Source organism: Elusimicrobiota bacterium (assembly GCA_028718185.1).
Lineage (GTDB): Bacteria > Elusimicrobiota > UBA8919 > UBA8919 > UBA8919 > JAQUMH01.
The window spans coordinates 898,940-924,401 of the sequence record JAQUMH010000001.1 but is presented as its reverse complement, the minus strand read 5'-3'; the positions used below and the strand labels follow the sequence as shown (position 1 = coordinate 924,401).

20 protein-coding genes and 1 tRNA gene are annotated in these 25,462 nt (G+C 35.7%); all 21 read left to right on the top strand.

The window, feature by feature from the left end:
* Window positions 1-3: 3 nt before the first annotated feature.
* The 21 genes from PHE88_04465 (at window position 4) to PHE88_04365 (ending at window position 25,342) form a co-directional block, all read left to right on the top strand.
* Window positions 4-906, top strand: a complete 903-nt coding sequence (locus tag PHE88_04465; protein MDD5687068.1) for a deoxyhypusine synthase family protein — start codon at window positions 4-6, stop codon at window positions 904-906.
* A gap of 141 nt (window positions 907-1,047) precedes the next feature.
* The gene (locus PHE88_04460) at window positions 1,048-3,357 is read left to right on the top strand and encodes an STT3 domain-containing protein (GenBank protein ID MDD5687067.1); all 2,310 of its coding nucleotides are present in this window, start codon (window positions 1,048-1,050) and stop codon (window positions 3,355-3,357) included.
* 126 nt (window positions 3,358-3,483) lie between these two features.
* Window positions 3,484-4,062, top strand: a complete 579-nt coding sequence (locus tag PHE88_04455) for a sigma-70 family RNA polymerase sigma factor (protein MDD5687066.1) — start codon at window positions 3,484-3,486, stop codon at window positions 4,060-4,062.
* A 6-nt stretch (window positions 4,063-4,068) separates the two neighbouring features.
* A complete protein-coding gene (locus tag PHE88_04450; GenBank protein MDD5687065.1) occupies window positions 4,069-4,656 on the top strand; it encodes a zf-HC2 domain-containing protein in 588 nt (195 codons plus the stop codon).
* Window positions 4,653-5,324 carry a hypothetical protein gene (locus tag PHE88_04445; GenBank protein ID MDD5687064.1) on the top strand — a complete coding sequence of 224 codons (672 nt, stop codon included), beginning with the start codon at window positions 4,653-4,655 and terminating at the stop codon, window positions 5,322-5,324. The genes PHE88_04450 and PHE88_04445 overlap by 4 nt, the downstream gene beginning before the upstream one ends.
* Window positions 5,325-5,350: 26 nt before the next feature.
* On the top strand, window positions 5,351-6,910 hold the full coding sequence (locus tag PHE88_04440; protein MDD5687063.1) for a hypothetical protein: 1,560 nt from the start codon (window positions 5,351-5,353) through the stop codon (window positions 6,908-6,910).
* A gap of 272 nt (window positions 6,911-7,182) precedes the next feature.
* The gene (locus PHE88_04435; protein MDD5687062.1) at window positions 7,183-7,557 is read left to right on the top strand and encodes a PilZ domain-containing protein; all 375 of its coding nucleotides are present in this window, start codon (window positions 7,183-7,185) and stop codon (window positions 7,555-7,557) included.
* 40 nt (window positions 7,558-7,597) lie between these two features.
* Window positions 7,598-7,951: a PilZ domain-containing protein gene (locus tag PHE88_04430; GenBank protein ID MDD5687061.1), complete on the top strand. Its 354-nt coding sequence runs from the start codon at window positions 7,598-7,600 to the stop codon at window positions 7,949-7,951.
* Window positions 7,952-7,989: 38 nt separating this feature from the next.
* Window positions 7,990-9,045 (top strand): Gfo/Idh/MocA family oxidoreductase, encoded by a 1,056-nt coding sequence (locus PHE88_04425; GenBank protein ID MDD5687060.1) that lies wholly within the window; start codon window positions 7,990-7,992, stop codon window positions 9,043-9,045.
* 16 nt (window positions 9,046-9,061) lie between these two features.
* Window positions 9,062-11,530, top strand: coding sequence for an Ig-like domain-containing protein (locus PHE88_04420; GenBank protein MDD5687059.1), 2,469 nt, complete (start codon window positions 9,062-9,064; stop codon window positions 11,528-11,530).
* A gap of 152 nt (window positions 11,531-11,682) precedes the next feature.
* Window positions 11,683-12,717 carry an L-threonine 3-dehydrogenase gene (tdh, locus tag PHE88_04415; GenBank protein MDD5687058.1) on the top strand — a complete coding sequence of 345 codons (1,035 nt, stop codon included), beginning with the start codon at window positions 11,683-11,685 and terminating at the stop codon, window positions 12,715-12,717.
* A 16-nt stretch (window positions 12,718-12,733) separates the two neighbouring features.
* On the top strand, window positions 12,734-13,924 hold the full coding sequence (locus PHE88_04410) for a glycine C-acetyltransferase (protein ID MDD5687057.1): 1,191 nt from the start codon (window positions 12,734-12,736) through the stop codon (window positions 13,922-13,924).
* A 187-nt stretch (window positions 13,925-14,111) separates the two neighbouring features.
* The gene (locus PHE88_04405; GenBank protein MDD5687056.1) at window positions 14,112-16,667 is read left to right on the top strand and encodes a hypothetical protein; all 2,556 of its coding nucleotides are present in this window, start codon (window positions 14,112-14,114) and stop codon (window positions 16,665-16,667) included.
* A 170-nt stretch (window positions 16,668-16,837) separates the two neighbouring features.
* Window positions 16,838-17,644, top strand: coding sequence for an HAD family hydrolase (locus PHE88_04400; protein MDD5687055.1), 807 nt, complete (start codon window positions 16,838-16,840; stop codon window positions 17,642-17,644).
* Between the two features lie 26 nt (window positions 17,645-17,670).
* The gene (locus tag PHE88_04395) at window positions 17,671-18,471 is read left to right on the top strand and encodes a hypothetical protein (protein MDD5687054.1); all 801 of its coding nucleotides are present in this window, start codon (window positions 17,671-17,673) and stop codon (window positions 18,469-18,471) included.
* Window positions 18,472-18,492: 21 nt separating this feature from the next.
* Window positions 18,493-19,578 (top strand): hypothetical protein, encoded by a 1,086-nt coding sequence (locus PHE88_04390; GenBank protein MDD5687053.1) that lies wholly within the window; start codon window positions 18,493-18,495, stop codon window positions 19,576-19,578.
* Window positions 19,579-19,739: 161 nt separating this feature from the next.
* Window positions 19,740-22,223 (top strand): DUF2961 domain-containing protein, encoded by a 2,484-nt coding sequence (locus PHE88_04385; GenBank protein MDD5687052.1) that lies wholly within the window; start codon window positions 19,740-19,742, stop codon window positions 22,221-22,223.
* 403 nt (window positions 22,224-22,626) lie between these two features.
* Window positions 22,627-23,310, top strand: coding sequence for a Panacea domain-containing protein (locus PHE88_04380; GenBank protein MDD5687051.1), 684 nt, complete (start codon window positions 22,627-22,629; stop codon window positions 23,308-23,310).
* Window positions 23,311-23,778: a hypothetical protein gene (locus PHE88_04375; GenBank protein ID MDD5687050.1), complete on the top strand. Its 468-nt coding sequence runs from the start codon at window positions 23,311-23,313 to the stop codon at window positions 23,776-23,778.
* A 331-nt stretch (window positions 23,779-24,109) separates the two neighbouring features.
* Window positions 24,110-24,195 (top strand) — tRNA-Leu (locus PHE88_04370).
* Window positions 24,196-24,376: 181 nt separating this feature from the next.
* A complete protein-coding gene (locus PHE88_04365) occupies window positions 24,377-25,342 on the top strand; it encodes a lysylphosphatidylglycerol synthase transmembrane domain-containing protein (GenBank protein MDD5687049.1) in 966 nt (321 codons plus the stop codon).
* Window positions 25,343-25,462 lie beyond the last annotated feature (120 nt).

The following is a 25,462-nucleotide window of genomic DNA, read 5'->3' as shown; positions in this document are numbered from 1 at the left end:
AAAATGATAGACATTAAAAAAGTTAAAAGATACTCTTTGGGTAAAAGAGCAAGTAAAGTCAGCATAAGTTCGTTTTCCAATCCAGACAAAAAAGATTTATTAGGATTAATTCCGGATATTTTAGCCGGAAAGAATTTAAAAAGACTTGTTGAACAAATTATTATTGCAAGGAAAAATAAAAAACCTGTAATTTTTATGTTTGGAGCACATATAATAAAATGCGGGCTTTCCGGTCTGATAGTTGAGTTAATGAAAAAAAACATTATCACAGCAATTGCCACAAACGGGGCTTCAGTTATCCACGATTTTGAGCTTGCATATTGCGGGAAAACATCGGAAGATGTTGCGGAACAATTAAAAAATGGCAGATTCGGTATGGCATACGAGACAGGAAAATATATTAACGAAGCAGTAGAAACCGGTGCTGAAAAAAATATTGGATTAGGCGAAATAATAGGGAAAATGATTAATGGCAAAAAGTTAAAACATTCCAAAGAAAGTATTTTTGCCAATGCTTATAATTTAAAAGTTCCGGCAACGGTTCATGTAGCTATTGGAACGGATATAATTTACCAGCATCCGGAATGTAGCGGGGCAAGCTGGGGAAAGACATCTCATGGCGATTTTATAAAACTTACAGAAGTTATTTCAAAACTTGACGGAGGTGTTGTTTTGAATTTCGGTTCTGCTGTAATACTTCCCGAAGTTTTTCTTAAAGCATTAAACCTTTCCAGGAATCTTGGCTGCAAAGTAAAAAATTTTACAGCTGCAAATTTTGATATGAACTACCAGTATCGTGCAGCAGAAAATATTGTTTCAAGGCCTACCGGTGGCACCGGTTTTTATTTTATCGGACACCATGAAATTATGTTACCCCTTTTATATTATTTTTTAGTGAGAAAATAGCTGCTAATTTCTATAAAATATCCTAACTACTGAGATTTGTTTTGAAAAAAACTTAATATAATAATATCGGTTATTGTAAGAATAAGAGTGTTTTTGGTATAGCTCGGATTATTATAACTTTTAATAAAATACCTGATAAAAATGAAAAATAAAAAATTGGTTTTGATAATATTAGGAATATTTTTACTTGCTTTTGCTGTGCGGGTAATTCCATTTATTAGTGCTACTTTTTATAAAGGAAAAGTAATATTTTATGATCCCGATTCCTATTATCACATGCGTAGAATAATGAATATGCTTCAAAACAATTTTAATATGGTTAAATTTGATTATTATCTTAATTATCCTGAAGGTAATGTCAGTATCTGGCCAGATGGTTTTGATAAGATGACTGCCGCTTTTGTTTGGATTTTGAGTTTAGGTAAACCTGCAAAAGAACTTGCTGAAAGAATAGCCTGTTATTTTCCTCCGCTTGTTGGTGCGGCAAGTATTATCCTTGTCTGGATGATAGGAAAAATACTTTTCAATAATACCTGCGGGATATTAGCTGCTTTATTTATGGCATTACAACCGGTTCATATTTTTTATAGCAAGTTAGGAAGAGTCGATCACCATGTTGCCGAAACATTTTCTACTCTTTTGATGTATTGGTTTTTTATTAAACTTCTCAAATCTCTTGAATTATCATTAATTACAAAATTCTCATCATCCCGCCGGTTCTATCTCTGGTCGGTTCTTACGGGTGCCGGTATCTGGTTTTCTTACACGGTTTGGACAGGAGCAACAATATACTTGGGATCGGTACTTTTGACAATGTATTTATCACTTTACACAGTGTCAGGAAGCGAAATTCTTAAACATTTGAAAGCGTATTTTGCGGTTCTTATGTCGACACTGATTTTTCTGCTTTATCCCTGCCTTACTTCCTGGTGGGGGAGACAGGGAATGGTCAGTTTTAAAGCACTTTCGTTGTTCCAGATTTATTTATTAATATTTTCAATTACCTTCTTTTTAATTGCATTCATAAGTTTTAAAATTAAGATTTTCTCAAAATTGAAAAATATCCATTTGTTGTTTGGTGTGACTATAGTTTACTGCATATTTATTGTTTTATGTTCCCTATTCTTTCCTGAAATAAAGAATCAATTTATCGAAGGATTAAATTTTCTTGCCAAAAGAGGTGCTTATTCGCCGGAATGGCTTGAAATTATTTCCGAAAATAAACCACTTCTGTATGTTAATGGCAAATTTAATCTTTACACTGTAATTGAAATGCTTACTTGGGGATTTTTCATTATGCCGGTAGGACTGTTTGTTTTTACTATTGTGACAATTAAAAGAGAAAAGGATTATCCTGTTAGTATTTTTGTTATGATTTGGACAGTAACGTTTGGAATTATAGCTTTTAAAGTAATCCGGTATTCATATAATTTCGGTGCCTGTGTTTCTTTGTTTTCGGCATATACATTTTACCTTCTTTATGAAGAATTGGAAAAAAGAAAAATAAGTTTAGCCCCATTTCTCAAACCCAAACATATATCTTATGTTGTAATTCTTATTTTGCTTTATAGCAACTCAAAATTGCTGAAAAATAAAATTGTGTCTGAAAGACCAACGCTTTCTCCAAGTGAATATGAGCTTCTTAGCTGGATAAAAGATAATACTCCGGTAACTTCGTTCTATAATAACCCGGTAAAAAAACCGGAATATGGTATTATGTGTCTCTGGTCATGGGGTCATTTTATAGAATATGTTTCAGAGAGACCGGCTGCGGTAAATCCCTACGGTCAGGGTATTGAAAAAATGATAAAATTTTATCTTGCCCGGAACGAAAAAGAAGCAAATAAAATTATGGAAGAAAACAACTTTCGTTACTGCATAACTTCCGATCCGACAATGGTGCTTAAATGGTTGAGAGAAATGGATAATCACTCTTTGGTAAAGGATAGTATTCTTACTCCCAAGGGATATCAATTAAATATTTCTAATGAGGAATTTTCATCTTATTTAACTATAAGGCTTCATTTGTTTGATGGGTCTTATAGTAGTTTTCTTGGTATGGGAATTGAAGAATTAAGACATTATCGGCTTCTTTTTGAAACAGCGGAATATATAGAGTTTCCATGTTCCGGTATCAATGTTAGAACCGCCAGGGAGAAAGTCTTTGAATATGTTAAAGGGGCTTGTTATTATGGTAATACAACTTCAAATACAGAAATTAAAATCAGTATTCCTGTAATTACCAATATTGATAGAGAATTCGTTTATACATATAAAACTAAAAGTGACAGCATGGGTAATTTTGAACTAACATTTCCTTATTCAACATATGGTGCTAAACATCAGGTTAGGACGAAAGAAAATTACACGGTATCCATAGGCAAAGAAAAGCGGTATATTAAAGTCAGCGAAGAAGATGTAATAAAAGGGTATATTATTCAGAAATCGTAGAATAATAGATAATTGGGACTCTTCACATAAAATATTCCTGCCAGCATTCTTATTAATAAAAAACTAATATTCAAATCGGAACTTTTTTAGTGCTTGTGTATCTAATGTGATAGAAGGATAAAAATTGTGAATATTGAAGAAACAGATATAATCCTTATTAAAAAGTTTTTAGCGGATGATAACGAATCTTTCGCTAAAATTTATCAGAGATATAAAGATATGGTATATAATATTTCTTGCAAAATAGTTGGCGAACAGGAAGCTGCTGATGTAACCCAGGAAACATTTGTTACGGTTTACCGGAAATTAGGGCAGTTTGATTTTAGGGCGAGTTTCAAAACGTGGTTATATAGAATAGTGATAAATTCCTGTCTTTTGGTTTTACGAAAAAGGAGAAAAGGTTCTGTAACAGTAAACAATAAAAATTTGTCTTCCATTGAAAATGCAGAGTTATTATCCGCTCCTGACCGCAGAGATGAACCGGAAAAAATATTAGCTGACAAAGAATTTGACAAAGTATTGCAAGATGCTCTTTTTTCTTTAAAGGAGAAGCACCGGGCATTGTTTACAATGGTAGCAGTAGAAAAACTTTCATATTCCGAAGCATCTGACATTTTTAATTGTTCAACAAAAGCAGTTAAATCCCAGTTGTGCAGAATAAGAAATATATTGAAAGATAAATTAGAACCATATATCAAGGGGTGATAAAAGATGAAATGTAATCATTATAAAGAATTAATTTCAGGCTACATTGATTACGAATTAAATAAAGAAAAAAAAGAAGAATTAGAAAATCACTTAAAAGAATGTGATTCCTGCAAGAGCGGATATGATTTATTAAACAATTTACAAAATAAACTGGAGTTACTACACAAAAAAGAAGCTCCTGAATATATATGGGCAAAAATACAGGAGAAAATAAAAGAACAAGAAAAATCCAGGAAATTCACATTTCAATTGCCGATATTAAGATTACCGGATTTTAAAATTTATAAACTTGTTTTGATAAGGGTGCCTATTTTATTAATCGTTGCCGGTTTGTTCTTTTATCTGGGGACCAAATTCAAGTATAAAAAACAATCTTATATGTCAGTATCAGCCGGTTCCATTGCTTATACCCCGGAAATGTCTGCAAATTTAATAAAAGCAATGTTAGTTTCTGAAAAAACAGAAGACTTTTCAACTATTGAACAACAACAGGCATTAAGACAAATAATGATACAATTATGTGAATTTAATAAATTAATTATAAATAAAAGAAATATACCTAAGAAAAAGGGGGAGAATAATAAATTATGAAAAAAATATTTATTTTTACTTCTATTTTAATCGTTTTTATTGCCAATTCAAATATTTTTTCAGAAACAAAAACAGATGCTACATCTATATATCAGCAGACGCTTAAAAAATATGGTGAATTGAAAAGTTTTAATGCGCAAATAGAATGCAAGGTTTATCCGTACGATAAAGTTACCGGTAATATCATAGTAGAAAAACCTAACAAATGGAAAATATCTTTAAATTTAAATGTTAAAGGCAAAAATTACAATATATTTAATTTGTGTACCGGGCAATATGTTTATGATTATGACCCATTTAAAAACCAGATAATTAAAACTGTTTCATCGTCAGCCGCATCGGGTGAAATCACTCAGTTTTTTCCGCAGTTCAGTTTATATGATATTGACACAGTAAAACTGTTGGAAACTCTCACTAAAAACGATAAAATAAAAACTTTTGTTCTACAATCATATTTCAAAAAGAATTATCAGAACAACCAATTCACATCAGTTAAACTCTGGGTAGAAGAAAAAAGCTGGCTGATAAAAAAGATTGAAGTTTTAAATTCTGAATACGAATCAGTTATGGTGATTAATTTTAATAATATTAAAATAGATGAGGAAATAAAAAAAGAAGAATTTGAAGTTTCTATACCTAAAGGGGCAAAACTGTTAGTAGAAAGATGACCCAAATTTTAAGAGGAGGGGATGGTATGTTTAAAAAATGTTTAATATTTGGCTTAATTGTTATTTCCAATTTTTATTTACTGGCACAAGAAGAAAAACAACTGCAATCAACCGGTTTTTATGATATTCTTGGTAGAATATACAAAAACGTTCCTTATATTGAAAAGGAAAAACCGGAATATGTTGAAAAAGAAAAACCGAAATATACTCGCACTACGCTTGTCCCACCGATTTTTACATATAAATACAATCAATACACAAATGACAAGAAACTATTTATCTGGCCGATTTTAGGCGGGTATAAACTGTATCATAAAGATGGTCTTGAAGAATGGAATTATTCTTCTATATTGTTACTTTCTTGGTATAAAAAATATTATGTTAAAGATGAAGGAGAACTTACTCTTCGTAAATATGCAATTTTAGTTCCATTACTTAGTGGATATTATAACTATAAAACGAGCAAGGAAAGTGTAACAGCTTGGGGTTGTTTACCGCTGTTCGTTTCTGAGAAATCTGCGAGTCGTAACAATTTAAGTAAGGACTTAGCAATATTAAATCCTTTAATAATTCCATCATCATTAATAAGAATAAAAACAACAAATATTAGACCCGATAAAACAGAAACAAATATGAGCATAAATACAAGTAGCACTGATTTTCATACATCGGATTTTGTACGAGTTGAATCGGACCTAAGTATAGTAAATCCTTTATTTTCTATTTACACATCTACTTCAAAAGCAAAAACAGAATTAATGCCGATTTTTAGTTACCAAAGAAATGAAAATAATAAAATTTATAGTTTGGTTCCTTTGATGCTACAATTTGGTATTAAAGATGAAAAATCTTTCATAAGATTTAATCCTTTATATAGTTTTACTAAATTTTGGCCTTTATATTATAAAAGCGATTTTGACAAGTCAGGTAATTTTCTCTGGCCACTTGGAGAATATAACCTTAAAAAAGATGATAAAAATATCAGTTTTTTCCCGTTAGTCGACTATAGATATGGTTCCAAGGGAGATAAAAAAGAAAAGGAACTATACATGGGATTAGGGTTAATTTTTGGTTCCCAATCTGTTGAGACTAAGAGTGATAAAAGAAAAGATATTGTTATCTTTCCTCTATTAACCGGCTATAGTTATAGTTCCAAGGAAGATAAAAAAGAAGCAAAACTAAACATAGTGGCAGGGGCTATTTTTCATTCTGAATCCGTTGAGACCAAATCTGATAAAACGAAATCTTTTTTTATTCTTCCTCTGTTGTTTGGATATGATGAAAGTGTAAAATATAATCTCAAAAAAGATAATAATAAAAATATTGATTTTTTACCATTATTCCATTATGGTTATAGTTCCAGGGGAGATAAAAAACAACAAAGACTAAAAATAGGGACAATTTTTGGGTTACCGGGGCTAATTTATGATTCTAAGTCCGTTGAAACCAAAACAGAAAAAACAAAATCTATTACTATTCTTCCACTGTTGTTTAGATATCAGGAAGATGCAAAATATAAGTATATCCGGCCATTTTTCTTATTTAAAATAAAAGTAGGAAGAAAAAATAATATGGCAGCTAACTAATAAATGTTAATTTGCCAGATTGATATTGTCTGTTCTTATAGACAAATTAGATCGCTTGTTAATGCTCACTAATTAAGTAACTCTTTTGGTATTATATAAAGTAAAAGGGATATTGTTACAAAAGACAAAATGACCGGGTTGTTAACGGTCGTTTTTTTATTGATTTTTTTGTCTATTTTTGATATACTTTAACCTAAAAGTGCAAAAGGATATTATTATTGCTAAAATTCAGGTGATTTGTGTAATTAGAGAATGAAAGAGAAGGAGGAATCATGGATGATGTTAAAGAAAAAAGAAAATACATTAGAGTACCGATTTATATAGAGATTTATATTGAAGAAAGTAACTATAAAAACAGACAAACAGGTAAAAGAGATATATGTTTTTATACCAGCGATATTAGTGTCGGGGGAATATCATTAGCATCACCGGTTACATTTGATGTAGGTTCTGAAATAAGCACTCGTTTCAAACTACCTAATGCTGAAAAACCAATACATCTGGTAGGAAAGATAGTTAGACAACAATTTAATGGGGATAACTATGTAGAAGGTATAGGGGTTGAATTTAATGGGGTTGGTTTTGAAGATAAAAAATTGATTGAGGAGTATGTTAAAATAGTTGAGGATTATGTTGTTCAAATATGAGTGATTTACGTAAATAGAGAAAGAAGGAAATTGGGAGATTATGGAAGATATTATAGAAAAAAGGAAATACCCCAGAGCTCCGATTGATACGGAGATTTTTGTTGAGGGAACTAATAATCAAACCAGGCAGAGAGGTAAAGGAGTTATATGTCTCTATGCCAGCGATATTAGTGTCGGTGGTATTTTTTTAGAATCATCAGTTTCATTTGATGTAGGCTCTGAGATTTATCTAAGATTTAAACTGCCTAACGCAGAAAGACCGATACGTTTAATAGGAAAAATAATTAGACAGCAGATTAGCAATGATAACTTTGTGGAAGGCATAGGTATTGAGTTTAATAGGATTAGTTTTGAAGACAAAAAAATAATTGAAGAGTATGTCAAAAGTATTTAATAGTATCAGCACAAGTTTATAAAAGGAGAGAGTTTATCATGTCAAAGCAAATTAATGTGGGATTAATCGGGGCAGGCTGGCCGGCATGGCAGCACATAAAAGGTTATCAAAAAATAGAAGGAGTAAAGGTATTGGCATTATGTGATCTTAATGAAGAATTATTGGACAAAATCGCTAATGAATATAACATACCCAAAAAATTTACAAAATTAGAAGAGATGCTTGCACTTGATGAACTTGATGCGGTAAGTGTATGCACGCCGAACTTTTTACATGTGCCGCAGATAATAAAGGTACTTGAGTCAGGCAAACATGTAATATGCGAAAAACCGCTAAGTATAAATGCAGAAGAGGCGGAAAAAATTGCAGGTCCTTTGGCAAAAAGCAAAAAAATATTCATGATTGCACAAGTGTGCAGATTTGGAAGTGAAGCTCAATATTTAAAGAAATTAATAGATAAAAATGAGCTTGGCAAAATATATTATGCCAAGGTAAAACTGCTAAGAAGGCATGGAATACCCGGCATAGGCAGTTGGTTTACAACTAAGAAATGTTCAGGTGGGGGTTCTCTTATTGATATTGGTGTTCATGCGATAGATCTTGCCTGGTGGGAAATGGGTTGTCCTGAACCGGTAGAAGTTTTTGGTGCAACATATGATGAGTTTGGTTCAAAAGGATTAAGAGATTCGGGTTTTGGGCAATCCAAAAGAAAGGGTACAACTTTTGATGTAGAAGATTTAGCTGTTGGACTGATAAAATTTAAAAACGGAGCTACATTATCTTTAGAAATAAGCTGGGCATTAAATATCAGTGAAAATACTCAAAACATTTCAGTTTTGTGTGGTACTGAAGGCGGTGCTGAATTCTCGCCATTGAAGTTAATCAAATATATTGAAGGTAGCCCGTCAGTTATTGTGCCGGAAATAAGAGAAGACAGCAAGTTTGATGAACAAGCTAAACATTTTATTGATTGTATCCGAAACAATAAAAAACCCATAGTTTCTTTAGAGCAGGGTATAACAATGTTGAAAATGTTTGACGGACTTTATAAATCTGCAGAGACAAATAAATCTGTTGCAATAAAATTTGGCTAAAATATGTGGTATATTTATGGCGGTTATGTATGTGTTGTTTATCTTACTCGCAAGTATTTTTAATACTACTCAAATCATGGCTGCTACAGTCCCGCCTGCCAAAATAGCATATTTTATCACCGGATACCCGACATCCAAGTCAATTACACTAGTATGGCGCGCTCCTATTAATGACGGTTACTCCGGTTCGGCAACTAAATATGATATAAGATATTCAGTTTCCGCAATAACTACTGAATCTGCCTGGGGTACAGCAACACAGGTAACAAGTGAACCAAATCCAAAACCTGCCGGTTCAGTAGAAACGTTTATTGTAACCGGACTTTCACCTTCAACACAATACTACTTTGCAATAAAATCAGGAGATGAGGCGTCTAACTGGTCTGGACTGTCAAATTCGCCGAGCAACACTACGCTTGCTCTTACAGACACAACACCACCGGCGGCAATAACCGATTTGGCAACAAGTAACGCTACAGCAAAATCAATTAAACTTAAATGGTCTGCTCCGCTTGATGTGGGTCCCGCAGGTATGCCGTCAAGATATATACCATATGACATAAGATATTATACTTCACCGATAACAGATATTAATTGGGATTCGGCGACACAAGTCACAGGTACACCGACACCTAAAGAGCCATCCAGTCAGGAAGAATTTGTTGTTGCCGGGCTTTCACCTTCTACGATATATTACTTTGCAGTAAAAACTGCAGATGATGTGCCTAATTGGTCAGCATTATCAAATATACCTAGCGGAACGACTCCTGCTTTAACAGATTCAGTACCTCCGGCTGCGATAAATGATCTTGCTATAAGCAATACAACACCTGCCTCAATCACGCTTACATGGACTGCCCCAGGTAGTAACGGCAATACGGGCAGAGTTTCAAAATATGAAATGAGATATCGTTCTTTGCCGATAGTAACGGAGTCAGACTGGAACTTAGCCACTCCGATTGAAATGAACAAGTTTGAAAACTCGGACGGATGGGCCGGGGCAAACCAATCATGTGTAGCACTTGGGGTTTCTCCTAACAGCCAATATTATTTTGCAATAAAGACAGCAGATAATGTTCCGAACTGGTCAGGAATATCAAATTCACCGGGTATTAAAACCCCAACTCCTGCGACACCACCAAATAATAATCTGCTTTTTCATGAAGGTGCAGTATTCCCAAATACCAATCTTGCGCCTATGAATCCTCCATATATCATTTCATGGTTTGCCGGTGGTGGCGAGCAACTTCATGAAACCTCAATTGTTTCTGCTTACATATATATTGACAAGTCATGGCACGATACTATGGTAAGGAAAAGAAAATTACCGATACCGTTTACTTACGCTGTCAGGGTTGCTACATATACAATCACTAGCATTTGGTATCTTGAGACTGAAGAAAAAATGTACGCAAATTATCTGAAGATTGCAAGGGAAGGATATTATGGATTAGATATTGATGAATGGGCTCCATGGGACAGTGATACACGGGCTCAAAAATCTATTAATGCCCTCAGAAGAGTAAGACAACAATACCCGAATTTTTTTGTTATGGCTGCTTATTATGGCGGTAGTATGGATGATGTAATTTCAGGCGGAGCTGATGCGGTGGACCTTTATACGGCAGAGATGTACATTTATCGTGGGTTCAGACCATATAACTCATATATAAAGGATTTTATTGACTGGATAAAACTCTACGGGCTTGAAGGGAAGAATATAGGTATTCTTAGCGGCAGAGATGACTATAACGGTCTACCGCCCGACATTGATTTATGGATAAAATACCTGCGAGCAGCATCGCCTCAGATGGCCGGGCTTGGTTTGGAAATATTTAAACTCTACGATTCACCTACAGAAGATAGAGCGAAGTATGATAAGGTGATGTACGACAACTTCTTCAAACCATCACCGACTGTTTCCATAACTGCACCAACATATGGAGAAGTTGTGAGAGGAACAGCAAAAATTGCAGCAAGCGCCACTAAGAATCCCGAGACAAACAGCTCTGTTATATCATATCGCTATTTTATAGACACCAAACTTGTTAAGATATCACAAACCCCTGAATACTTTTGGGACACCACCGAATATACAAAAGGCGAACATACAATAACGGTCCATGCTGTAGCAGACGACTATCTTGTCGGAGTAAACCAGATAATTGTATCAGTAGTAAGACTTATAGGACTTAAAGAGAAAGATGTTTATGCATATCCAAATCCAAGCAAAATTAATAAGATAACAATAAGATATTCAGTCCCGAATCCCAATCATACCACAAAAATTAGGATTTATAATCTTGCAGGTGAATTAGTCAAGTTGGTAAAAGATGACGAAATAACCAGGACCCCGCCAAAATATGAGTTTATCTGGAATACTAAAAATATAGCAAGCGGGATATATTTTTATATACTTGACCTTAGAGAACTTGATACAAATGAAAAAGTAACAGTTAAAAAGAAATTAGCAATAATTAAGTAGAGACAAAAGCGTCCGAAGTCCGACGTCCTTGGTCATAAGTTAGAAGTAGCTGCACCATCTTATGGTGCCAGTTAATTAGAGAATTAGTAAATTAAAATTTATTTAGGATTTAGTATTTAGATATTATAATTTGTAGTTAATAGGAGATATATATGAAAAAAATGAAAGCTTTGGTAAAATCCCGTCGCGCGCCCGGTATTTGGATGGAACAAGTACCAATTCCTAAAGTTGGTAGCAACGATGTGCTGATAAAAATAAATAAAACAGCAATTTGCGGTACTGATGTCCATATTTACAACTGGGATAAATGGGCGCAGAAACATATTAAAACACCGTTAATAATCGGACATGAGTTTGCGGGTACAATAGAGTCAATAGGAAGCAATGTTCACGATTTTAAGAAAGGAGATGTTGTAAGCGGTGAAGGACATCTTGTGTGCGGATTGTGCAGGAACTGTCTTGCTGGCCGGCGCCATCTATGTCCGAATACTTCCGGTGTCGGGGTTAATCGTGCAGGCGCATTTGCAGAATATTTGTGTATTCCTGTAAGCAATGTCTGGTACGCAAATAAAAAAATACCCATGGAACAACTTTCTATTTTTGACCCCTTTGGTAATGCAACACACACTGCATTATCTTTCGATTTAGTCGGCGAAGATGTGTTAATAACCGGCGCCGGTCCTATAGGTTGTATGGCTGTGGCAATAGCAAAGCATGTGGGTGCAAGATATGTTGTTATAACAGATGTTAATCCTTACCGGCTGGAACTTGCAAAAAAAATGGGTGCAACACTTACAGTAGATGTCTCTAAGAGAAAAATAGAAGATGCGCAAAAAGAATTAGGAATGAAAGAAGGGTTTGATGTCGGACTGGAAATGTCCGGAAGTGCCGAAGCTTTCCGCTCAATGTTAGCTAATATGTGTCATGGCGGCCGGATTGCATTATTAGGAATTCTTCCGCCTAAAACTGCTATTGACTGGGATATGGTAATATTTAAATCACTTTTCATCAAGGGTATCTATGGCCGCGAAATGTACGAAACATGGTATAAAATGACGTCAATGCTTTTGAGCGGTCTTGATATAAGTCCGGTAATAACCCATAGATTTCCGATATCGCTTTATAAAGAAGCCTTTAAAATAATGAGTTCACATAATTCCGGCAAAGTGATACTTGAATGGGATTAGGTTGGAAGGAGAGAAAATGTTAACTGAACAATTTAAAAAATATTTAACTGATACAATCGATCAAATCAAAACAGACAATCTTTATAAAAAAGAAAGAGTAATTTCCAGCCCGCAGGGTTCCTGGATAACACTTCAAGATGGCAGAAAAGTTCTTAATCTTTGTGCTAATAATTATCTCGGTTTGTCAGGGCATCCTGAACTGGTTAAAGCGGCAAAAGATGGAGTTGAGAAATGGGGATACGGACTTTCATCAGTACGTTTTATATGCGGTACACAGGAAGTTCACAAAGAACTTGAAAATAAAATATCGGAATTTCTGAAAACTGAAGACACAATATTATATTCTTCCTGCTTTGATGCAAACGGAGGATTATTTGAAACCATTCTTTCAGAAGAAGATGTTGTCATCAGTGACCAGCTAAACCACGCAAGCATTATAGATGGTATCAGATTATGCAAGGCGCAGAGGTTGCGATATGCAAATAACGATATGTTTGATTTGGAGTCAAAGTTAAATGAAGCATCTTCTGCAAGATTTAAATTGATTGCAACCGATGGTGTTTTTTCCATGGACGGCATAATTGCCAAATTAAAAGATATCTGTTATCTTGCCGAAAAATATAAAGCAATGGTAATGATAGATGATTCTCATTCTGTAGGTGTTATCGGTAAAACGGGTCGCGGGAGTCATGAATATAACAATGTAATGAACAGTATAGACATAATAACCGGAACACTGGGCAAAGCGTTAGGTGGTGCTTCAGGTGGTTATACCAGCGGCAGGAAAGAAATTATTAATATGTTGCGGCAGCGTTCACGTCCGTACCTGTTTTCAAATACTCTTGCTCCCGGAGTTGCTTCAGCTTCATTAAAAGCATTGGAAATGGTTTCATCATCAACCGAATTATTAGAAAAACTTCATGAAAATATAAAATATTTCAGGTATGGCATGATAAAAAATGGTTTTAAAATTAAAATTGGTGACCACCCGATAATGCCGGTTTTATTGGGTGAATCTCAACTTGCGATAAAAATGGCAGAAAGGCTGTTAGAGGAAGGTATTTATGTAATAGGATTTTTTTATCCGATTGTACCAAAGGGTTCCGCGAGGATAAGAATCCAAATGTCTGCTATATTCTCAAAACAAGACCTTGATTTTGCCCTTGATAAATTAAAAAAAGTCGGTAAAGAATTGAAAATTATATAAAAAGTTTTATAATTTATAATATAGGATTTTCAATGTTTAGCAGAGCTAACGCTCTGCGGCTACAATATCAATTGGTTTGTAGCTGCAAAGCGAAGCTTTGCTTAACTTGTAAGTATATAAACCTGTCTGAATTCACAGAATTCAAAAGAGATAAGGAATTTGGCACAGAAGTTTTTCAAAATAAAAAATGAAAAAAATTAATCTAAATCACAAATGGATGCTTTTGGGTTGTGAACCCCAGCCGGATATATTGGACAAGATTATAAAACCGGATTCTACTGTCGGAGACTGGATGACAGTTGATGTTCCCGGTGATGTAAATGCAACATTATTAAAATACAAAAAAATACCTGACCCTCATTATAACGCGCAGGCAAAAGATTGCTATTGGGTTACTAGTAAAGAGTGGTGGTATCGTTTGGAATTTGATGTTTCTGAAATCAGCGATGCCATTTCAGATTTTTGTCTGACAGGAGTTGACGGACATTCGAATATCTGGCTTAATGATAAATATCTAGGTGAAACGAAGAATGATTTTCGTTTATTCCGCTTCAATATAACCGGTTTATTAAAATCGAAAAACAATGTTCTTCTAATTCGTTTTAAGTCGCTTGACCGGATTCTTGGCGGACCGCGTCTTGATGAACTTGCCGGTTGGAAAGATAGAAGAGGTTTCATCCGCAAACCGATGTTCTCGTTCGGTTGGGATTGGGCGTTACCTCTTCCCTCAATTGGTCTTTCGGGCAATGTATGGATTGAATGCGACAATAAATATCGTTTAAAAGATTTTTCAATCAGACCTTATGTAAGCGGTAGGGTTGATTTCTTCTTTGAAGTTAATAAAGCGGTAAAAGATACTGGTTACTGCATAAATATAAACGTTAAGGGACACGGTGCAAATGTAAAAAGCAGAATTTCAAAAAACGCTTTTAAATCTTATCAAAGTTTAAATATTCGTAATCCGCAATTGTGGTTTCCGAATGGTTTTGGGAAACAACCGCTTTACGATTATTCAATTGAGCTTTTAGTAAATGATTCTGTTGTAGATATTCGGAAAGGACAGATAGGATTCCGCGAATCAAAAATTGTTGAAAGACCATTTACCACGAAAAAAGGAAATGGTTTTTCGTTCGAGATTCAAATTAACGGTGAAACTATATTTTGTAAAGGTGCAAATTGGGTTCCCACTGAACTATGGCCCGCAAATTCCACAAAAGAACAGTATGAGTTTTATCTAAAAAAAGCAAAAGAAGCCAATTTTAATATGATTCGCGTATGGGGTGGCGGCATCTATGAATCAGATATTTTTTATGACTTGTGTAATAAACTTGGGTTAATGGTCTGGCAGGATTTTATGTTTGCCTCTACGGGTTATCCGGTTAATATTTTACGTGATGAGATTATTGCTGAAGCCGACTACCAAATTAAACGGCTTAGAAATCACCCGTGTATTGTAATATGGTGTGGCAGTAATGAAGATATATTTGCATGGGATTATGAAGGTGAAACAGTAGACGATGTTCAGCAGGACAAAGGTGTTTATTCGGAAGTAGAAGACGGGTGGGCTATTGACAGATTTAAAGAAGACCCACAAATATATACTATGATTTTAAGGGGACTGGTAGGTAAACTCGGGTTAGGTGTTCCTTATATAGAATCAAGTCCGCAATCATACGATGATATAGGGAATGTGCCTGATTCCGGAAATTGTCATATTTCCTGCTGGAAACATGCCCTTTTTCATTGCAACGGGAAGCCCGAACTGTTTCGGAGCCTTTTTGAAGATGTCTGTTCGTTTGACTCGGAATTTTGTATTGAAGGACCTTGCAGTGAAAAGACATTTAAAAAATTTCTTTCTCCCGAAAACCTCTGGCCTCCTAACGACGTGTGGACGTATCATGTCCAGCGTGGTCATAGAAATATATCGCACCATGAACAGACACTTATGATTGCCGGCGGGCTTTTCGGTAAAATAGACAGCCTTCAGAAATATGTAAAATACGGCCAAGCCACCCATATAGAAATGATGAGAGCCGAATATGAAAGTGCCAGGCGTGACTGCCCTAACAATGGCGGTACTATGGTATGGATGCTCAACGATTGCTGGCCCACCAGCAATTGGTCAACTATAGATTACTATAGAAACCCAAAACCTGCATTTTATGCAGCCAAACGTGCGTGTGAACCTTTATTGCCTATTATTTTCGAACGTGCAGGAAAAATAGAGTTCTTTTTTGGGAATGATTCGCCAAAAGATTTGAAAGTAAAACTGATATACGGTCAGGAAAAATTGGAAGGGGAACAAGTATGGAAAAAACAAAAGAATTTAAGAGTTAAATCTAATTCAACTGTTTTGTTTGATGCAATTAAAAAAAGCAAGAAAATAATTCCTACGGGAGATTTTCTGTTTATTGATGCTGAAGTTAACGGCAAAAAACTTCCGCGGGTAATTTATTTTCCTGACGGTTGGAAGAACATAAATTGGCCGGCTCCTGATATTAAAATTAAATTAATCAGGCAGAAGTTTGTTGACGGGGAATGGAATTCTTATATTCGGTTAAAAACAGATACGTTTGTGCGTTTTTGCCACTTATTGTTAAAAAAAGATAATGTTAATGTATCGTTTTCAGATAACTATTTTGATATGTCAGCAGGTACCACGCGTGAAATATGCGTTCAATCCAAGGAAAAACTTGATATTAATAGTTTAATAGTAGGGCATTGGCTGACAAAATGGGAATAATTTATTTGTAGCTGCAAAGCGAAGCTTTGCTTTACTTGTTGTCTAGGAATTTTAATAATATCAAGCCAAGGGCGTGAAACTACAATATAATTAATTTTCGTAGTTGTCGCCAGACCCTTGGCAAGCCTAACTTGATGTGAAAAGAAGATTTGTTTATAGGGGAATAGAATATGATGTTTAAGATAATATTTTGTGATGTTGATGGGACTTTAACGGGACATAAAACAAAACCGGTGGATTCCGCTATTCGCAGCAGTATAATAAAATTGCGAGAACAAGGGATAAAATTTGGCACAGCCACTTCGCATGTTATTGATGGTAAGTTTACCAAAAAATTCTCTAAATATTATAAATTGGATTTTATGGTCCTGGAAAACGGGGCTGTTATATATTTAAGACAAAAGGACGGTTCATATAAAAAATTAATGTGTTATGAAAGGGAAAATAAGGAGAAATGGCAGCATTTAAGCGGTTTAAAAAAATATTTTTTTAAAATTGCCAAAAGAATAAAAACATCAGACCCTGTTTTGACTGATAATAATTATTATAAAATTTATTGCTTGGGGAAAACATATCTAAAAATACGTTCAAAGACATCTCTTGACATAATATTGGTAAACCCGAAAGATAGTATGGCACCAATAATAAAAATATTAAAAAAAGAATGTCATAAAAACAAATGGAAATTGAGTTTTGTTAAATTGCAGGACTATTTTATACAAATAGGTATAGCGAATAAGAGTGACGGTGTGAAATATCTGTCAAATTATTTAGGTATACCGTTAAAAGATGTATGTGCAATCGGGGATGCAGAAAATGATATAGAAATGTTAAAAAGTGTCGGTTTACCGGCCTGCCCGTCTGATGTAACGCAAGAATTAGAGGATATAGTAGAGAAAAAGCATGGGATAGTCGCTACAAGAGAGGTATATTTCGGTATAAGACAAATTTTAAGTAAACTTTGTAAGGAAATTTAAATAAAATATCAGGAGGTAGTAATAACATGTTACCGGTGGTGAATTTATGCGGTCTTAAAATCACTCGTCTGATTATCGGGGCAAATCCCTTTGCGGGTTTCAGCCATAAGAACAAGGAACGTGATGCGGAGATGATGGCATATTATACTCCGGAACGCATTTGCGAGACTTGGGATCGTGCTTATGCGGCGGGTATCAATACTATGATAACCAACAATGAGACGCTGCGTGTCATTAATACGGTAAAAGAGTATCTAAAAAACGGAGGAAGTCTCCAGTGGATTGGACAGATTGCTAACCGGACTCACTCCAGTATGTTTGAAGCCATAGATGAAGCAGTGGCAATAGGTGCCAAAGCAATATTTTTTCATGGGATGATAGTTGACGACTTATGTGAACAGCGGGATGATGGCACACTTCGGGAATGGGTGCAACATGCTCGTTCTCATAGTATTCCGGTGGGTGTAGCAGGGCACTCGCCTGCAACGCACAAGTGGGTGGACAGTCTTGATCTTGTGGATTTCCATGTCGTGTGCTTTTTTAATTGTGCCAGCGTTCATGCTGTTAATAAAGATGAGAGATGGAATTTAAGTGATATCTTCTCTGCCGTAGAATGCATCCGCCGTATACGGAAACCTTGCATTGGATATAAGATAATGGGGGCCGGCCGCATAGATCCGGCTATGGCTATTGAGTTTGCATTCGAGAACATCAAACCCGGCGACATGGTAAATGTAGGTATATATCGCGGCGACAAGGATAATATGGTAGAAGAGAACGCCGATATTGTCCGGAAAATTCTCGAAAAGATTTCAAAAGGAACATAATCAATTATTGAGGGATTTGTTATGGAATGTTTGTGGAAACAAAATTGGCAGGAAACGAAAAAGCATTTTACAGATTGGTGGAACCAGAAAGGATTTATATTGGGAACATGGGGCGCACCCTATGCTGCTAACCCGCATGAAATTGTGCCAAACCCGGGCAAAGTTAAATCAATAGAAGAGTCTTTTATTAATCCTGAATTCAGGTCTAAGAAAAATCATTATTCTATGTCAAAACGGAGCTTTAAGGGAGATATTATTCCCATTGCATTTCTTGATTTGGGACCGGGTTCTCTTGCCCTTTTTCTTGGTTCGGAACCAGGTTTTTCTAAAGATACTATATGGTTTAATCCCGTTATGAAAGATGACGAAAACCCGGAAAACAGACCGGCGTTAAAGTTTAATCCTGAAAACAAATGGTGGAAAATAACCGAAGCATTACTAAAAGAATCTGTAAAACTTTCAAATAATAAATACATTGTAGGTTGTCCTGACCTTATTGAAAACATAGATATCCTTGCTTCTTTACGCGGTACCGAAACACTGCTTATGGATATGGTTGAACGACCGGACTGGGTAAAACAGAAATTGGATGAGATTAATCAGGTTTGGTTTGATGCATACAGCCGGATATACGACATTATAAAACTCGAAGACGGTAGTAGTGCTTTTACAGCATTTTATGTTTGGGGACCCGGCAAAACAGCAAAAGTGCAGTGTGATGCATCCGCTATGTTTTCACCAGCCATGTTTGAGCAGTTTGTTGTTCCTGCTTTAAGCAGGCAGTGTGACTGGCTGGATTATTCCATGTTCCACCTTGACGGTCACCAGTGTCTTGCTCATCTTGATAGTTTGCTTTCTATAAAAGGACTTGATGCGATTGAGTGGACACCCGACCCTACCATACCTTCAGGCGGCAATAAAGAGTGGTATAGTCTTTACAGAAAAATACTTGATGCAGGAAAATCAGTTCAAGTAATAAGAATCAAACCTGAAGAAGTAATTCCACTGCTTGATGCAGTAGGCGGGAAAGGAATGTATATTCATGCTGAATTCAACGACGAAAAAGAATTAGAAACACTTATAAAAAAAGTTGAGCCATATAGATAAAAAATAGAGAGAAAAGAAAGATCTAAAATCTAAGATTTAAGATTAAAAATTAGAAAACATAAGAACATAAGTGCAAAAGTTCACTATCGCACAATCGCACCATAGCACCATCGCACTAAAGTTCCATTGCATTATTTTTAAGGAGGGGGGCAAAAAAGAACATGACAAAAAAAAATCAAACAGTCGGGTGGGATTTTTCCCGGTTTTTAGAGCGTACTAGTTATTTTGACAGATTATACGAAGATCCGGGACATAAATTCGGCATGGCATCGAGTTATGACCGCACTCTGGCAAACGCCGATTCGGTAGGATTCATCCGAAAAGAGGGTGACAAGTATCTTATGGCAGATGTACAAGGTCCCGGTGCCGTGGTGCGTCTGTGGTCTGCGAATCCCACCGGCAAGATATGGGTTTACTTGGATGGTGAAGAACAACCGGTAATACATACTGATTTCCGGAATCTTTTTCTTGGTAAATTTCCGCCTTTTGTCGAGCCGTTTGTGCGGACACCTAATAAAAACGACATACGTTGCTATCACTGGGCATATATTCCGATTCCATTTGCTAAATCATGCCGCATTTATCGTGATACCCTGACTTTTTTTCAAGCGGGTTATGTAAAGTTTTCTCCAGAAATTGAAGTGGAACCTTTGGTACTGCCTTTGGCAACTCGCCATCAGGAGAATCTTGAACGATTGTCGCGCGAATTCTCTGCTTTTGGGAAAATGCCTGCTATAGTGCGCGGGGAAAAACATGCAATTAAAATTTCCATACCACCGGGTAAGACCGGATTGATTGCAAATCTGGACGGTCCCGCAATCATTCGCGGAATTCGTCTTAATTGGCCGAATATGGACCGTCAGTCCGGACGCATGGCGCTTTTCAAAGCAACATGGGACGGAGAACCGGTGCCCAGTATAAATATTCCTCTCGCTGATATGTTCGGCAGCGGTTTTAAAAGTCTGGTCCTGGGTACTGAATCAGGCGGTATGGGATATTGCTACTTTCCTATGCCTTTTCGGACTTCGGCGGTATTGAACATTGAGAATGAAGGCAAAGAGACCATGGAAATTAACGGTGAACTTATTGTAGATAAAAATGCAGATCTTCCAACATCGCTTAGAACATTCCATGCAAGTTGGAGGCGTGATATAGAAACACAGCCGGTACCCGTCCGGGCTTTTGAACGTGTAATAAACCCTGTATGTGATCCATACTACAATCATCTCGTAGCTGATATCAGGGGTCGCGGTCATTATGTCGCTACAATGAATCATCGTTACGGTAGGTCAGAAGGCGATGAATTCGTTTTTGTTGACGGTGAATCTGCTCCGGGTTCAAGCCCGGGCACAGGCAATGAAGATTATTTCGATATGGCGTGGGGACCGAGGACCATGGATGGTGCTCTTGCCGCAGGAATAAAGGTTATGAATATACATGAGTGCTTTCGTGTTCATCTGACTGATGCCATAAGCTTTGAACGGTCTCTGCGGTTCAGTTTTGAGGTATTCTGTGCCAACACTACCCGGTATGATTATGATTCAACAGCTTTTTGGTACCAGACAGAACCCCATGCACCACTACCGTCTTTATTGCCTGCGACAGCTCGCAGATTTCGTACTTTAGACTTACCGCCGGAACCGGAATATGTTTGTGTCCCTGATTCCGGGTCTCCCGGTTGGTGGTGGGAAACACCTATTCTGCCAACGGAAGGTGAGGATTTGGAAGTTATTTCATTCTCCGGTGCGAAACCGGTTTCAGTGAGCATGATTGATGAAGGACCGGATTGGGCTAATGGTGCACAATTACTGCAGAAAGCCGGGAAAGAAGGAGCATCTTTTTCAGTTCGGCTACCTTCGGTGGAAAGCGATGGTTGGCATACTTTGCGTATTCGCTGGACGACGGGACCTGAATACGGGTCTGTACGGCTAAAATCTAAATTGCAACATAAATTTGATGAAATAAATTGTCATGCTTCGCATCGTGGTGCAATTGTTCGGGATATGGGTGCAATTTTTCGTCGACGGAATGATGATGGGTATCTCTCCATTGAAGCTTTTTCGTCAAATTCAAAGCAAAAATCTGCTTGGGTGGGAATTGACTGGTTGTCACTGGCACCTGTTCCTCATCCTATCGTAGAAGTCGAAGTAAGCGGTCCTTTGAAGACCAAAAGTGCAAATCTTAGTGGTGTGGGAGCTTTAAAATGGCGAGCTTGTCCGGTATTACCTGCCGAGCCCACTAAACCAATAACAAATAAACGACCAGTTCCTTCTTCAGGGGCGATTGCACCTGCTGACCCTAATGCTACAATAGAACAAGAATATATTCTTAGATGCTCTGTCAATGTTGAGTCTGAAGGTTTTTATCGTTTGGACTGGCAGGGATATGCTTTGCCACCAGTTATTCTAATGGTAAACAATAAAGAGTTTGAAATTGACCCTCGCCGTTTTGTTGTACCATGGGATGCGTGGGATGAGGAACTGCCAAGGCGTTTTTACATACCATTAGTAGCAGGGAAAAATGAGTTGGTCTGGAAAGGTTCTTATGGAGCCGGCAAATGGCAGGTTCCTGTCCTGATGGGCGTGAAAGCACCGGTTGTTAGTTCAGGAGAAGTCTCAGTTAACTTCGTCCCTGACGACCACTGATGGTTTACCTATTGCTATTACACCATTGAGTTTTAATACTTAACCCTACTTCAAAACAAGAAAAGTGCTTGATAAAAGATATACTTTTTAGTATTATACTTATGAGTATAAGGTTATTTGTTAAATGTATTCTAGGATTGACCCACTTGGGCACATAATTGCAATTGAAAAATGACCCACCCAATTCATTTTTATTATCGGTAACACAATTATAGATGTGTCAATATTGGATTACAACCCTGGGTCAATATTCGATTGCAGTTAACAGTTCAAAACCATATATGAAGAAATTTCAGGTGACTCGATATTTAAAAATGAGATATTAAGAGTTAAAATCTCCCGAAAATAAGAGCAACGGGGCGGTGTTTGAATGGTTGACTTATGAAAGAAGTCATAAGTGGGGTTGAAAAAGAAAATTGGGGTTTGGGTGGTGCGCCGACAGGTGAGGAATTCCTGGATAAAAAATAGTTCGAAAAAGTACCTTGACAATAAAACATTTGTTCTGTATAATATAACTATGATAGAAACTAAAAAAATTATTCAAGCAGTTTCCTATCTTTTAAACAAAAAAGCAAAAGCCCTCGATAAATTAAAAATAGTAAAGCTATTATATCTTGCCGATAAATACCATTTGCTAAAATATGGAAAAACAGTAACTGAAGATGATTACTACGCAATGCAAAATGGTCCTGTCGGTTCAACGGTATTAAATGTTTTAAGTTACGATAAACTAAATCTTTCTGAGACCGAATATAACTATGCGAAAAGTTTGTTTGATGAAACATCAAAAAATAGTTTTATTAGCAAAGAACAAAAGGTGAAATATCTAATGTTGTCTGAAACAGATAAAGACGCACTAGATTTTGTAATAAATAATTATGGAAAAATGAATACATGGGATTTGGTTAAGTTTACTCATAAATATCCGGAATGGAAATGCTATGAAGAATTGCTTAGGGGTGGTAAAAGTAGAAGAGAAAAAATAAACATAGAGGATTTAGTTTCGGTAATTCCTGAAGATGGTTATAATTTTTCAAAAGAACATATTAAAGAAACAAAAGAGATAATAAGAACAAGAAAATGTTAAATGATTTCTTTAGAACTCGCAGATCATTGGATTTCCTTAATAGACAATAAAAAGTTTCATATATGTTATTTTGCCGATAGTACTCACCAGCCGAATAGTCCACCACACTATAATATATTCATACCAATTACAGACAATACCTGTTTATTAGTATGTTTTATAACATCTAAAGTAGAAAAAAGAAAAAAATATTATGACAAAAGTTCTTCAATCGGACAAAAAGCTATAAATTCTCTTGTATATATTGGAAAAAAAGATTTTAATTGTTTGAAACAAGATAGTATTATAGATTGTAATCAAGTAGTACGATTAACAAGAGAAGAGCTAAAAAATAGAATAAGGGACAAATCAGAATTTAAAATTATTAGAGATGCAATATCTAAAAAAATTCAAAAAGAAATAATTGGTGCTGTTCGAAACAGTCCCGTCGTTGATTCTTATATTAAAAGTATATTAATTGAAGATTAAGGCGGGAGCCACATAACCCCCGCCTTTTTGTTTTGCGTACCTACTGTTCCAAGCCCAGCTGTTAAGCATTTCGCTAATCTCACGGGACGGTGTTTGAGTGGTTGACTTAGTGTGAGGAGCTTTCCTTTTAACATTTTATAATTTATCTATTTTTATATAGAGAGATTGAGGGAGATTAGGAATAAAAAATATTACTTCTCTTATTAAATCTACATCTTTAATGTTAGTCTTTGGAAAAACATTTTAAAGTAACAAATCCAATTAATAAATAAGCCTTGCCTAAAAAAATCCTTGAAAAACAAATAAAATTTTATATAATTAACTAACTACTGCCGGGATGGCGGAATTGGTAGACGCAAGGGACTTAAAATCCCTCGCTCTTCAAGGGGCATGCCGGTTCAAGTCCGGCTCCCGGCAATAAAGGCAGTAATTAGTAGTGAGTAGTTAGTAATTGGGATAGAGATAATAGTAATAGTTAAGTCAGTATGAAGTCATTGCGAGGTCGCTGTTGCGACCGTGGCAATCTCATGAGATTGCTTCACGTTGTTCGCAATGACGGCTATTTTAGAATGGCTAAACTGTTGCAGATAATAACTTAATGAAAAAAAGAATTTTGTTTGGAATATTAATAAGCGTATTTTTTTTATATTTTGTTTTAAGGAATATTGATCTTAAAAATATACTGGAGATTATTTCTAACGGAAAATATTGGTGGGTTTTACCTACCCTTCTGACCACTACGTTAGGTTTCCTGTTCCGTTCAATCAGGTGGAAATATCTTTTTTTACCGATAAAAGACATTAAACCTGAACAGTTATTTTCAAGTTTGATAATGGGTTTTGCAGCAAACAATATTTTCCCGATGAGATTCGGGGAATTTGTCAGAGCGTATATTGTCGGTAAAAAACATAATGTATCCAAGAGTGCCTCTTTTGCAACAATTGTTTTCGAAAGGATTATGGATGGTGTTGGAATATTGATTCTGGTCAGTATTTCGTTAATATTTCTGCCAAAATTTCCGCCATGGACAAAAAGAGCAATGTTTTTTTCGATACTTTTTTTTGTCGGTACTCTTGTCGTTGCAGGAATACTTATTATAAAAAAACATTTTATAGATTTACTAATGAAAATACCGTGCATAAAATGTGAATTAAAAGAAAAAATTATTAACAAGATAAAAAGGTTTATAACAGGTTTTGAAATTATTAAAGATATAAAGGTTTTTTTTACAGTAATATTATTCTCTTTATGTGTATGGACGTGCGAAACACTAACTATGTTCTTTTTTATGAAAGTCGTTGGTGTGCATTTATCAATTTTTGTTGTAATTTTTATTGTGTTTGCAACAGTAATTGGCGTTACAATTCCTGCCGCTCCGGGTTCTATCGGGACGTTTGAATTTTTCTTTGTTGCAAGTATGATGTTTTTTGGCGTCAGCAAGGGGAAAGCATTAGCAAGTGCTTTAATTATCCATAGCATAGGTATAATTTATGTAATACTACTTGGTGGTTATTTCTTTCTTAAGGAAGGCATATCTTATAAGGAGATTGCTACTGCTGATTAAAGATAGGAATTTGGTTAGTTTTTATTGAAAAAGGTACCCAAAAATATTTAATTGTATAGAAATATGAAAAGATGTAGGCAGAGCAAGCTCTGCCACTACAATTTTGATGTAGTTGCCCCG

Coding starts and splice junctions, on each gene's coding strand:
- PHE88_04465 (MDD5687068.1), top strand. CDS start 4: ATGATAGACATTAAAAAAGTTAAAAGATACTCTTTGGGTAAAAGAGCA.
- PHE88_04460 (MDD5687067.1), top strand. CDS start 1,048: ATGAAAAATAAAAAATTGGTTTTGATAATATTAGGAATATTTTTACTT.
- PHE88_04450 (MDD5687065.1), top strand. CDS start 4,069: ATGAAATGTAATCATTATAAAGAATTAATTTCAGGCTACATTGATTAC.
- PHE88_04445 (MDD5687064.1), top strand. CDS start 4,653: ATGAAAAAAATATTTATTTTTACTTCTATTTTAATCGTTTTTATTGCC.
- PHE88_04440 (MDD5687063.1), top strand. CDS start 5,351: ATGTTTAAAAAATGTTTAATATTTGGCTTAATTGTTATTTCCAATTTT.
- PHE88_04435 (MDD5687062.1), top strand. CDS start 7,183: ATGGATGATGTTAAAGAAAAAAGAAAATACATTAGAGTACCGATTTAT.
- PHE88_04430 (MDD5687061.1), top strand. CDS start 7,598: ATGGAAGATATTATAGAAAAAAGGAAATACCCCAGAGCTCCGATTGAT.
- PHE88_04425 (MDD5687060.1), top strand. CDS start 7,990: ATGTCAAAGCAAATTAATGTGGGATTAATCGGGGCAGGCTGGCCGGCA.
- PHE88_04420 (MDD5687059.1), top strand. CDS start 9,062: ATGGCGGTTATGTATGTGTTGTTTATCTTACTCGCAAGTATTTTTAAT.
- tdh (MDD5687058.1), top strand. CDS start 11,683: ATGAAAAAAATGAAAGCTTTGGTAAAATCCCGTCGCGCGCCCGGTATT.
- PHE88_04410 (MDD5687057.1), top strand. CDS start 12,734: ATGTTAACTGAACAATTTAAAAAATATTTAACTGATACAATCGATCAA.
- PHE88_04405 (MDD5687056.1), top strand. CDS start 14,112: ATGAAAAAAATTAATCTAAATCACAAATGGATGCTTTTGGGTTGTGAA.
- PHE88_04400 (MDD5687055.1), top strand. CDS start 16,838: ATGATGTTTAAGATAATATTTTGTGATGTTGATGGGACTTTAACGGGA.
- PHE88_04395 (MDD5687054.1), top strand. CDS start 17,671: ATGTTACCGGTGGTGAATTTATGCGGTCTTAAAATCACTCGTCTGATT.
- PHE88_04390 (MDD5687053.1), top strand. CDS start 18,493: ATGGAATGTTTGTGGAAACAAAATTGGCAGGAAACGAAAAAGCATTTT.
- PHE88_04385 (MDD5687052.1), top strand. CDS start 19,740: ATGACAAAAAAAAATCAAACAGTCGGGTGGGATTTTTCCCGGTTTTTA.
- PHE88_04375 (MDD5687050.1), top strand. CDS start 23,311: ATGATTTCTTTAGAACTCGCAGATCATTGGATTTCCTTAATAGACAAT.
- PHE88_04365 (MDD5687049.1), top strand. CDS start 24,377: ATGAAAAAAAGAATTTTGTTTGGAATATTAATAAGCGTATTTTTTTTA.